This is a genomic window from Actinosynnema sp. NPDC023658 (assembly GCF_040639995.1).
Lineage (GTDB): Bacteria > Actinomycetota > Actinomycetes > Mycobacteriales > Pseudonocardiaceae > Actinosynnema.
Genome location: NZ_JBFAAX010000173.1, coordinates 1 through 11070, shown reverse-complemented (window position 1 = coordinate 11070; position 11070 = coordinate 1). Strand labels below are relative to the sequence as shown.

Annotated in this window: 8 protein-coding genes; 3 read left to right on the top strand and 5 right to left on the bottom strand. The window is 73.1% G+C overall.

The window, feature by feature from the left end:
* Positions 1–79 precede the first annotated feature (79 nt).
* From AB0G02_RS19200 to AB0G02_RS19180, 5 genes are all read right to left on the bottom strand, one after another.
* Positions 80–370 carry a WhiB family transcriptional regulator gene (locus tag AB0G02_RS19200; RefSeq protein WP_360795972.1) on the bottom strand — a complete coding sequence of 97 codons (291 nt, stop codon included), beginning with the start codon at positions 368–370 and terminating at the stop codon, positions 80–82.
* 109 nt (positions 371–479) lie between these two features.
* Positions 480–674: a hypothetical protein gene (locus AB0G02_RS19195; RefSeq protein WP_360795969.1), complete on the bottom strand. Its 195-nt coding sequence runs from the start codon at positions 672–674 to the stop codon at positions 480–482.
* The gene (locus AB0G02_RS19190) at positions 671–1654 is read right to left on the bottom strand and encodes a TIGR03557 family F420-dependent LLM class oxidoreductase (protein WP_360795966.1); all 984 of its coding nucleotides are present in this window, start codon (positions 1652–1654) and stop codon (positions 671–673) included. The genes AB0G02_RS19195 and AB0G02_RS19190 overlap by 4 nt, the downstream gene beginning before the upstream one ends.
* 9 nt (positions 1655–1663) lie before the next feature.
* Complete coding sequence (locus AB0G02_RS19185; RefSeq protein WP_360795963.1) at positions 1664–3445, bottom strand: thiamine pyrophosphate-requiring protein; 1782 nt, start codon at positions 3443–3445, stop codon at positions 1664–1666.
* Positions 3446–3490: 45 nt separating this feature from the next.
* On the bottom strand, positions 3491–4147 hold the full coding sequence (locus AB0G02_RS19180) for a M50 family metallopeptidase (protein ID WP_360795960.1): 657 nt from the start codon (positions 4145–4147) through the stop codon (positions 3491–3493).
* A 74-nt stretch (positions 4148–4221) separates the two neighbouring features.
* Here AB0G02_RS19180 and AB0G02_RS19175 point away from each other — a divergent pair, with 74 nt between their 5' ends.
* The 3 genes from AB0G02_RS19175 (at position 4222) to AB0G02_RS19165 (ending at position 11056) form a co-directional block, all read left to right on the top strand.
* Positions 4222–7512, top strand: coding sequence for an aldo/keto reductase (locus AB0G02_RS19175; protein ID WP_360795957.1), 3291 nt, complete (start codon positions 4222–4224; stop codon positions 7510–7512).
* 272 nt (positions 7513–7784) lie between these two features.
* Positions 7785–8537: an ABC transporter ATP-binding protein gene (locus AB0G02_RS19170; RefSeq protein ID WP_360795954.1), complete on the top strand. Its 753-nt coding sequence runs from the start codon at positions 7785–7787 to the stop codon at positions 8535–8537.
* A 5-nt stretch (positions 8538–8542) separates the two neighbouring features.
* On the top strand, positions 8543–11056 hold the full coding sequence (locus AB0G02_RS19165; protein ID WP_360795975.1) for an FtsX-like permease family protein: 2514 nt from the start codon (positions 8543–8545) through the stop codon (positions 11054–11056).
* Positions 11057–11070 lie beyond the last annotated feature (14 nt).

The window sequence follows — 11070 nt, the reverse complement described above, 5'->3', positions numbered from 1 at the left end:
GACCGGGCGGTGGTGTCGAGCCGGGCGGTGGCGGTGCGCCGGGGTGGGTCCGGCGCGGGCCGGTGCCGGTCGCGGCGGGTCAGGCCGCGGAACGGCGGCGGCTCGCGATGATGCGGCGCCGTTCGTCCTCGCCCATGCCGCCCCAGACGCCGTACGGCTCCTGGACCGCGAGCGCGTGCTCGCGGCAGGGCGACACGACGGGGCAGCGGGCGCACAGCTGCTTGGCCTTGTCCTCCCGGGCGGCGCGAGCGGAACCCCGCTCGTTGTCCGGGTGGAAGAAGACGGCGCTGTCCCGGCCTCGGCACAGCCCGTCCTTCTGCCAGTCCCAGACATCGGTCACGGGCTTGGGCAGGCGCGCGGTGCTGGTCATCGGATGAACCCCCTTGCGGTGTCACAGGTGCGTGATCACGGCGTACCCGCTGGTCCCCGGCGGGCAAACGTGTCGCTCCCCATTCGGATGGATCGATCGGGGCCGGGGTTTACTCCGGCTGCTCCTGCGCGAGCCGCCGGTCGAGGGTTTCGCCCTCGCGCAGCTCGCGCGCGGTGGTGCCGTGGCGGTCGGCGCCGCTCCACCGCTCGGGCGGCTCGGCGCCGCCTTCCAGCGGGTCGACGCCGAGCTCGTCCTCGTCCACCTGCTCGGTCACGTCCAGCGGGCGCGCGTCCGGGTCGGTCAACGGGCACCTCCCGGCGAGGAGGTGGCACCGCGGAGCGCGGGCGCCACCGACTCGGCCCAGAACGAGAAGAACTGCTCCTGGTCGGGCCCGATCTGGCCGACGTACACCTCGTCGTAGCCCGCCTCGGCGTACTCGCGGACCGCGTCCACGTACGGCTCGGGGTCGGGGCCCACGGGCAGGGACGAGCCGACCATCTCCTCGGTGACCAGCGTCGACGCCTGCTCGAAGTGCTGCGGCGTGGGCAGCACCTGGGCCAGCTCGCCCGGCAGCTGCTCGTTGGCCCAGAGCCGGTGCGCCGTCTTCACCGCGGCCTCGGCGGAGGACGCGTGGCAGACCTTGAGCCCGGCCTGCGTCGGCTTGCCCGCGCCGCCGGCGTCCCGGAACTTCTCCAGCAGTGACGGGTCGGGGATGGTGGAGCACAGGCCGTCACCGATCCGCCCGGCCAGCTCGGCGGCCTTCGGGCCGAACGCCGACACGTACACCGGCACGGGTTCCGCGGGCAGCGTGTAGAGCTTGGCGTGCTCGACCGTGTAGTGCCGGCCGCGGTGGCTGACCTCGTCGCCGCTCCACAGCGCCCGCATCACCTCGACGGCCTCTTCGAGCATCTCCAGCCGTTCCGGCGCGGACGGCCACCGGTCACCGAAGATGTGCTCGTTCAGCGCCTCGCCGCTGCCCACCCCGAGGGTGAACCCGCCGCGGCACTGGACGGCGGCCGTCGCGGCGGCCTGCGCCACCACGGCCGGGTGGATCCGGACGGTCGGGCAGGTGACCGCGGTCGTGATGGGCAGCGACGTGGCCTCCGACAGCGCACCGATCACGGACCACACGAACGGGCTGTTGCCCTGCTCGTGGTTCCACGGGTGGTAGTGGTCGGAGATCCACAGGCGCTCGAACCCGGCCTCTTCGGCCCACCGCGCCTGCCTCACCAGCTCACGCGGTCCGTGCTCCTCGCTGGAGAGGAAGTAACCGATGCTCACCATGGCCACCGGTTACCCGCGCAGGAACTCCTGAACCTTGGTCCGCACGCCGCGCTTCACCACGTCCCACGCGTCCGGGTCGCCCTTGATCATCGCTTCGGCGGTGGCCTTGGCCTGCTCGAACGTCGTGTGCGGCGGGATCGGCGGCACGTTGGGGTCGCACCGCACGTCCAGCACGACGGGCCGGGACGCGGACAGCGCGCGGTCCCACGCCGCGCCGAGGTCCGCCGGGTCGTCCACGTCGATGCCGTCGAGCCCGACGGACCGGGCGAAGGCGGCGTACCCCACGTCGGGCAGCACCTGCGACTGCTCGAACTTCGGCTCGCCGCCCATCGACCGCAGCTCCCAGGTGACCTGGTGGTCGTTGTTGTGCAGGACGCACACCACGAGCCGCGGGTCGGACCACTCGCCGTGGTAGCGGGCGATGGTGATCAGCTCCGCGAGGCCGTTCATCTGCATCGCGCCGTCACCGACGAGCGCGATCGCGGGCCGGTCCGGGTGGGCGAACTTCGCGCCGATCGCGTACGGCACGCCCGCGCCCATGGTGGCGAGGGTGCCCGACAGCGAGCCGCGCATCCGGCCGCGCATCCGCACCAGCCGGGCGTACCAGTTGGCGGCGGAACCCGAGTCGGCGGTGACGATCGCGTCCTCCGGCAGGCGGGGCGACAGCTCCCACATGATCCGCATGGGGTTCACCGGCTCGGCGTCCACCATGGACTGCCGCCGCAGCGTCCCCCACCACTCCTCGACGTTGCGCTCGACCTGCTCCCGCCACGAGCGGTCCTGCTTGCGGCGCAACGCGGGCAGCATCGCGCGCAACGTGGCGGCGGCGTCACCGACCAGGTTGACCTCGGTGGGGTAGCGCATGCCGATGAACCGGGCGTCGACGTCGACCTGCACCGCCCGCGCGTGGCCGAACTCGGGCAGGAACTGCGAGTACGGGAAGCTGGAGCCGACGATCAGCAGGGTGTCGCAGTCGCGCATCAGCTCGTAGCTGGGCCGGGTGCCGAGCAGGCCGATCGCGCCGGTCACCCCCGGTTCGTCGTCGGGCAGCACGTCCTTGCCCAGCAACGCCTTCGCCACGCCCGCGCCGAGCACGTCGGCCACCTCGCGCACCTCGTCCGCGGCGCCCCGCGCGCCCTGGCCGATGAGGATCGCGACCCGTTCCCCCGCGTTCAGCACGTCGACCGCGCGGTCGACGTCGTCGGTCGACGGCACGGCGGTCGCCCACGAGCGGCTCGGCGCGCTGGACGGCACGTGCTTGAACGCGTGCTCGGGCGGCGAGTAGTCCAGCTCCTGCACGTCGGCCGGGATGATGAGCGCGGTGGGCGCGCGCTGCGCCTCGGCGGTGCGGATGGCCCGGTCCAGCGCGTTGGGCAGCTGCTCCGGGACCGTCACGTCCACCAGGTACTCCGACGCGACGTCCTTGAACAGCGCGTGCAGGTCGACTTCCTGCTGGTAGCTGCCGCCGATGGCGGTGCGGGCGGTCTGGCCGACGATCGCGACGACCGGCACGCGGTCGAGCTTGGCGTCGTAGAGGCCGTTGAGGAGGTGGACCGCCCCGGGCCCGGACGTGGCCATGCACACGCCGACCCGACCGCTGAACTTCGCGTACCCGACGGCGGCCAGCGCGGACATCTCCTCGTGCCGCGACTGGATGAACCTCGGCCGGTCGTCGCTGCGCCCGAAGGCCGCGACCAGGCCGTTGATGCCGTCCCCCGGGTAGGCGAACACGTGCTCGACACCCCAGTCGCGCAGGCGGCGCAGCACGAAGTCGGCGACCGTGTCGGTCATGGCGTCCTCCCTCGACGGGGATGGGCTACCCGACCCGGACCCCGGCTAACGCGGGAGCAGCAGGCTCCCGCCCAGGAAGAGGGCGCCCACGGTGAGGGCGGCGAAGAGCAGCACCCAGACCAGGCCCGGCACGCGGGTGATGCGGGCCAGCTGGTCGGCGTCGGACTGGCGGGCGAGGCCGCGCATCCGCCTGCGCTGGAGCTCACCGACCGGGCGGACGCCGCCGAGCAGCAGGAACCACGCCACGAACAGCGCGAACGCGGCCTGCCACTCCGCGGTGGCGTACCAGGACACGGCGAACATCACCGCGCCGGTCAGCACGACCGACAGCACGCCGAACGCGTTGCGGATCATCACCAGCATCCCGGCGAGCAGCCCCACCGTGGCCCACAGCAGCGGCCGGGCGTGGTCGGTCGTCACCAGCGCCGCCGCGCCCAGGCCGAGCAGCGACGGCGTCACGTACCCGGCGAAGTACATGAGCACCACGGCGAACCCGGTGGGCCGCCCGCGCGACACGGTGACGCCCGAGGTGTCCGAGTTGAGCTTGATGCCCTCCAGCCGGCGGCCGGTGAGCAGCGCGACCAGGGCGTGCCCGGCCTCGTGCGCGATGGTGATGACGTGCCTGCTGTACCGCCACACGCCGGGGCTGGCCACCAGCACCAGCGCCGGCACGGCGGGAGCCCACTGGGTGATCGTCGACATCGTGTCGTCCAGGATGCCAGGTTCACCCCTCCGGGCTTGACCTGGAGTGCGGTCCAGCACCCAGGGTGATCACCATGAGACGACAGCGCATCGGTTCACTGGAGGTCGGCGCCCTGGCGCTGGGCGCACTGCCGTTCGGCAAGTGGGTGGACGACCGGACCTCGTTCGCGATCATGGACCGCTTCGTCGAGGCGGGCGGCACGTTCCTGGACACGTCGAACAACTACGTGTTCTGGGACGGCGGCACGGGCGACGAGAGCGAGGAGGCGGTCGGCCGGTGGCTGGCCGCCCGGGGCAACCGCGACCGGGTCGTGGTCGCCACGAAGGTGGGCGCCCGGCCGTTGACGCCCGGCACCGGGTTGGAGAACGCCGAGGGCCTGTCCGCGGAGACGATCCGCAGCGCGGTGCGGGACAGCCTTCGGCGGTTGGGCACCGACCGCATCGACCTCTACTACAGCCACGTCGAGGACCGCGGCGTCACCCTGGAGGACACGCTCGGCGGGTTCGCGGAGCTGGTGGAGGCGGGCGTGGTCCGGGAGATCGGGGCCAGCAACCACGCCACGTGGCGGTTGGAGCGGGCGCGGGCGGTGTCACGGGCGAACCGGTGGCCGCTCTACACCGCCGTGCAGCAGCGGTACAGCTACCTGCGGGCCGGTCTGCTCGACGTCGGCGCCCGGCCCGCCCTCGGCCTGCTGATGCCGGACCTCGCGCTGCCCGTCGGCCACGAGACCACCGCGTCGGTCTCCGGGCTGCCGTCGCACCTGGTCGGCCGCCGCCCCGAGCAGGACGTCGGCCAGCTCCAGCTGTTCGACGCGGTGCACGGCCTGCTGGGGGAGCTGGCCGCGGAACGCCCCGTGCTGCTGGTGCTGGAGGACCTGCACTGGGCCGACGCCTCCACCCGCTACCTGCTGTCGTTCCTGCTCTCGCGGTTGCGCGCGCAGCGGCTGCTGGTGCTCGCCACCTACCGCTCCGACGACCTGCACCGCAGCCACCCGCTGCGACCGCTGCTCAGCGAGCTGGTCCGGCTGCCCGCCGTGCAGCGGCTCGACCTGACCCCGCTGAGCGCGATCGACGCGCGCTCGCTGGTCGCGGCCCTGGGTGACGACCTCGCGGACGACCTGGTGCTGGAGGTGGCCGAGCGCTCGGACGGCAACCCGTTCTTCGCCGAGGAGCTGATCGGCTTCGCCGCGTGCGGTGATCGCGAGGTGCCGTGGACGTTGTCCGAGGTGCTGCTGGCCCGCATCGAACGCCTGTCCCCGGACGCGCAGCGCCTGGTCCGGGTCGCCTCGGTCAGCGGCCGCTCGGTGCGCCACGAGCTGCTGCGCGACGTGGCCGGCATGGACGACGTGGGCTTGGACGCGGTCCTGCGCGAGGCCGTGCAGCACCACGTGCTGCTGGTGGACCGCGCCGAGGTGTACACGTTCCGGCACGCGTTGCTGCGCGAGGCCGTCTACAACGACCTGCTGCCCGGCGAGCGCGTGCGGCTGCACGCCGCGTACGCCGACCGGCTCGCCTCCTCCGGCGACCGGGGCGCCGCCGCCGCGCTGGCCCACCACAGCCTGGAGTCCCACGACCTGGCCCGCGCGCTGCGTGCGTCGGTGGACGCGGGCAACGAGGCGCACGCCGCCGGTGCCCCCGCCGAGTCGCTGCGCCACCTGGAGCGCGCGCTGAACCTGTGGCACGCGGTGCCCGCCGAGCACCGGCCGGCCGGTATGACCGAGCTGGAGCTGCTGCGCAGCGCGTCCTGGGCCGCGGGCACGGCCGGTCAGCCCGAGCGGGCGATCGCGTTCGCCCGCACCGGCACGACCGTGGTGGACGAGTCCGACCCCGAGGACGCGGCGGTGATGTGGCGGCGCTTCGCGCAGGCGTTGCAGGTGCTGGACGGCACCGACGACGAGAAGTACCACGCGGTGGAGGAGGCGTGGCGGCTGGTCCGGGACCGGCCCGCCAGCCCGGCCCGCGCGTGGGTGCTGGCGGTCTGGGCGGCGGCGCTGCGCAACGACCGCAAGTTCGTCGAGGCCCGCGAGCGCGCCGAGATGGCGGTGGCGGACGGTCGTGCGGCGGGCGCGGACTCGGCCGTGGCGGACGCGCTGACCACGTTGGGCCTGCTCGACGAGCCCGCCGGCGAGGTGTCGCGGGCGCGGGAGCACCTGACGGCGGCGGTGGCGTGCGCGATGGAGGCCGAGGCCGTCAGCACCGAGCTTCGGGCCCGGTACTTCCTCGGCCTGCACCACTACGACCTGGGTGAGCTGGCCGAGGCCGGGCGGGTGTTCGACGAGGGCGTGGCGCGGGCCAAGGCGACCGGGCTGGCGTGGAGCTCGTTCGGCCTGGAGCTGCGCATCCTCCAGGTGCTGACCAAGTACTACCGCGGCGAGTGGGACGGCGCGGCGACCGCCGCCGAACCGCCCGGCCTGCGGGTGTCGAGCACGGTGTCGGCCCGGCTGGCCGCGGCGGGCACGCACGTCGCCGTGAGCCGGGGCGACTTCGACCAGGCGGACCGGATGATCCGGGAGCTGCGCGCGGACTGGCACCGCGACCTGCAGATCGCGTTGATCACCGGTGGCACGGGCGCGGAGCTCGCGCTGTGGCGCGGACAGCCGGAACTGGCCGTCGACCGGGTCTCGGACGCGATCAGCTGGTCCCGCAAGGACGGCGAGTGGGTGCTGGCCGGCATCCGGCTGGCCGCGCTCGGCGTCGCGGGGCACGTGGAGATCGCGGCGCGCGCCCGTCGCCGCAAGGACCGGGCGGCCGAGGACGAAGCCGTGCGGGCCGGGCACGAGCTGGCCGAGTACGCGCGCACGACGGCCGAGATGGGCCTGCCGCGCGGGAACGAACTGGGCCCGGAGGGGCGGGCCTGGCTGGCGCGCGCGGCGGCCGAGGAGTCGAGGTTGACCGGCGCGGGCGACCCGGAGCTGTGGCGGCGCGCGGTCGACGGGTTCGGGTTCGGGTCGGTGTACGAGCAGGCCGTGTGCCGGTGGCGGCTGGCCGAGGTGCTGCTGGTCGTGGACCGGCGCGACGAGGCGGCGCGGGAGCTGCGGCTGGCCTGCGAGGTGGCCGACGCGCTGGGCGCGACGCCGTTGCGCGAGGTGGTGGACCTGGTCGCGCGGCGGGCCCGGGTGGCGTTGCGCGACGACGGCCCGCGTGACCGGGTGGACCCGTTCACGCCGCGCGAGCGGTCGGTGCTGGAGCTGGTGGCGCTGGGGCGCACGAACCGGCAGGTCGGTGAGGAGCTCTACATCTCGGAGAAGACGGTCAGCGTCCACCTCAGCCGCATCATGGCCAAGCTCGGCGCGAGCAGGCGGGGTGAGGCGGTGGCGAACGCGTTCGACCGGGGGCTGCTCGACTTGCCCGCGCAGTCCGAGTAGTTCGGGGTAGGCCGGGTAGGCCGGGGTGGCTCGGGGAGGTCGGGTAGGCCGGGTGGTTCGGGTAGGCCGGAGCAGTTTGGGCGGTCAGGGCCGGGAATAGCAGGTGGGGATCAGCCCGGCTGCGGGCGAAGAAGTGACGGGGGGTCAGACCCCGGGACTAGGGGGAGTCATCCCGTCGGCTGACCCCCGGTTCCGCCGTCGAGGTGACGCCCGGCGACCCGCGTGCCCCATAGCTTTCTCGACGTCCGCAAGACCCGAGGAATCGAGGGAGCATGTCCGCACTGGTGTCCGACGTCGGAACCCGCACTGCTGCAGCCGCCGCCAACCTGGTCAAGGTGTACGGCAAGGGCGACACCGCCGTCCGGGCGCTGGACGGGGTCAGCGTCGCCTTCGAGGCGGGGAAGTTCACCGCCATCATGGGTCCGTCCGGGTCCGGCAAGTCCACGCTGATGCACTGCCTGGCCGGGTTGGACAACGTCGACGGCGGCAACGTCCACATCGGCGGCACGGAGATCACCTCGCTGGGTGACAAGGACCTGACCAAGCTGCGCCGCGACCGGGTGGGGTTCGTCTTCCAGGCGTTCAACCTGCTGCCCACGCTCACCGCCGAGGCCAACATCCTGCTCGGCCTGGAGCTCGCGGGCCGCAAGCCCGACCGCGAGTGGTTCGGCACGATCGTGGACGTGCTGGGCCTGCGCGACCGGCTCAAGCACAAGCCGAGCGAGCTGTCCGGTGGCCAGCAGCAGCGCGTGGCCTGCGCCCGTGCCCTGGTCGCCCGGCCCGACGTGGTGTTCGCCGACGAGCCGACCGGCAACCTCGACTCGCGCTCCGGCGCGGAGGTGTTGGACTTCCTGCGGATGTCCGTGCGCAAGCTCGGCCAGACGGTGATCATGGTGACGCACGACCCGGTCGCCGCCTCCTACGCCGACCGCGTGGTGCTGCTGGCCGACGGCAGGCTCGCCGGCGAGATCGACAAGCCCACCGCCGACTCCGTGCTGTCCGCCCTCAAGCACCTGGGCGCGTGACCCTGATGCTGCGCACGATCATCGCGGGCCTCAAGGCCCGCACCGCACGGCTCGTGCTGTCCTCGGTGGCGATCGCCCTCGGCGTCGCCTTCGTGACCGGCACGCTGGTGCTCGGGGACGCCATGACCGCGAGCCTGCGCGACGAGTTCGCCAAGGGCTCGCGCAACGTCGACGTCTCGGTCAGCGTGTCCGGCGAGTCGTCCGCCGACGTCACCGGGATCAGCCCGGAGGTGCTGGCGAAGATCCGGCAGGCGCCGGGCGTGGCGGGCGCGGACGCGCGCGACTCCCAGGACGTGCCGCTGCTCACCTCCGGCGGCAAGGCGAAGCCGGCGTGGGTCGTTCCGCTGGCCACCAACGAGAAGCTGCGCGAGTTCGACCTCGTCGACGGGCGCTACCCGACCTCCGCGAGCGAGGTGGCGGTCGACAAGCGCACCGCCGCCACCGCCAAGCTGACCATCGGTCAACCGGTGGTGCTGCTGGGCAAGGAGGACAAGCGGCTCACGTACACGCTGGTCGGCACGTACCAGCAGGGCACGAACCAGCTCTCGCTGTCCGGCTACGACCACGTCGGGTTGACGCCCGAGGGGTTCCAGGCGCTGGAGCCGGAACGGTTGCCGTACGAGGTGGTCGCCACCGCCGCGCCCGGCTTCACGCAGCAGCAGGTGGTCGACAACGTCCGCAAGGTCGTCGGCGGCACCGGGTTCACCGTCAAGAGCGGCGAGCAGGTCACCGAGGAGACGTTGGAGCGGGTCGAGTCCCAGTCGGGTGAGTTCACCACCCTGCTGCTGGTGTTCGCGCTCATCGCGCTCGTGGTCGCGGCCATGGTCATCTACAACACGTTCACCATCCTGGTCACCCAGCGCACCCGTGAGCTGGCGCTGATGCGGTGCGTCGGCGCGAGCCGGGGCCAGGTGTTCCGCGGCGTGCTGGCCGAGGCGCTGGTAATGGGCCTGACCGCGTCGGTGATCGGACTGTTCGGCGGCATCGGCGTGTCCGCCCTGCTGCAACGGGTGATCCTCTCGTTCGGCAACGACGGCGCGGGCCAGGTGCTCCTGCCGGTGACGGTGAGGACGGTGCTCGCCGCGTTCGCGGTCGGCACGCTGGTGACGGTGTTGTCGGCGGTGCTGCCCGCCCGCAAGGCGACCCGGGTCGCGCCGGTGGCCGCGCTGCGCAGCCAGCCCGACAGCGGCGAGGAGGTCCACCGGACGGGCGTGCTGCGCGTGCTGACCGCCGTGCTGTTCGGGGTGGTCGGGGTCGGCGCGGTCGTGCTCGGCATGGGCATGGACGACGAGGACACCGCGATGCTGATCAGCGGCGCGGGCACGATGGCGCTGCTGGCGGCGGTGCTCGTGCTCGGCCCGCTGCTGGTCGGACCGGTCAACCGGGTGCTCGGCGCGGTGCCGCGGGCGTTGCTGGGGGTGCCCGCGAAGCTGGCGTCGGCCAACGCGGGCCGCAACCCCAAGCGCACCGCCGCGACGACCGCCGCGCTGATGATCGGCGTGACCATCGTGGCGCTGGTGACGGTGGTGGCGAACAGCGCCAAGGAGACCGCCAACGCCGAGATCGACCAGCGGATGCCCGCCGACTACACGGTGACGTCCGCGGTCTACGGCCGCACGCTGCCCCAGGAGCTGGTCGACCAGCTGGCCGCCGTGCCGGAGGTGGCGCAGGTCGCGCCGACGACGGTGGTCTACGGGGAGCGCGAGTACTTCACCGGCGTGCCGCGCGAGGCGATCGGGAGCCTGTTCCGGCCCACCGTCACCAGCGGGTCGCTCGACGACCTCCGCGACGGCACGGTGGCGGTGAACGCCGAGTACGCCAAGCACCGCAACGTGTCGGTCGGCTCGGTGGTGCCGTTCAAGGCGGGCAAGGACCAGTCGCTCGACCTCAAGGTGGTCGCGGTGGTCGAGGGCCAGCGGCTGTCGGACGGCATCATGACCATCGCGACGTCGCGGCAGTTCTCGCAGGCCGAGGAGGGCTACGAGAGCATCCTGGTGAAGCTCAAGGGCGGGGTCTCCAACGGCCGCGCGGCGGTGGAGAAGGTCACCGACCCCTCGCCGCTGGCGGTGGTCGACAGCGCGGCCGAGACCAAGGAGCAGCTCAACCAGCAGCTCAACCAGGTGCTCGGGTTCATCTGGGCGCTGATCGGGCTGGCCGTGGTGATCGCGCTGTTCGGCATCGCCAACACGTTGACGCTGTCGGTGCTGGAGCGGACGCGCGAGTCGGCGTTGCTGCGGGCGCTCGGCCTGACCCGGGGTCAGCTGCGGCTGATGCTGGTGGTGGAGTCGGTGCTGATGGCGTTGATGGGCGCGGCGATCGGGTTGGTGCTCGGCATCGGCTTCGGCTGGGTGATCACGGAGGCGCTGTCCACGGACACCCTCTCGGTCGACCTGATCGTCCCGTTCGGACAGATCGGGGTGATGCTGGCCGGCGCGGTGGTGGCCGCGATCGTGGCCGCCGCGCTACCCGCTCGGCGTGCCGCCCGGACCTCGGTCGTCGCGGGGATGGCCGAGGCGTGAAAGACCCGGTGACC

Bases quoted from the DNA above. Each gene is read 5' to 3' on its own strand.
- AB0G02_RS19200 (WP_360795972.1), bottom strand. From the start codon at position 370: ATGACCAGCACCGCGCGCCTGCCCAAGCCCGTGACCGATGTCTGGGAC.
- AB0G02_RS19190 (WP_360795966.1), bottom strand. From the start codon at position 1,654: ATGGTGAGCATCGGTTACTTCCTCTCCAGCGAGGAGCACGGACCGCGT.
- AB0G02_RS19185 (WP_360795963.1), bottom strand. From the start codon at position 3,445: ATGACCGACACGGTCGCCGACTTCGTGCTGCGCCGCCTGCGCGACTGG.
- AB0G02_RS19180 (WP_360795960.1), bottom strand. From the start codon at position 4,147: ATGTCGACGATCACCCAGTGGGCTCCCGCCGTGCCGGCGCTGGTGCTG.
- AB0G02_RS19175 (WP_360795957.1), top strand. From the start codon at position 4,222: ATGAGACGACAGCGCATCGGTTCACTGGAGGTCGGCGCCCTGGCGCTG.
- AB0G02_RS19170 (WP_360795954.1), top strand. From the start codon at position 7,785: ATGTCCGCACTGGTGTCCGACGTCGGAACCCGCACTGCTGCAGCCGCC.
- AB0G02_RS19165 (WP_360795975.1), top strand. From the start codon at position 8,543: ATGCTGCGCACGATCATCGCGGGCCTCAAGGCCCGCACCGCACGGCTC.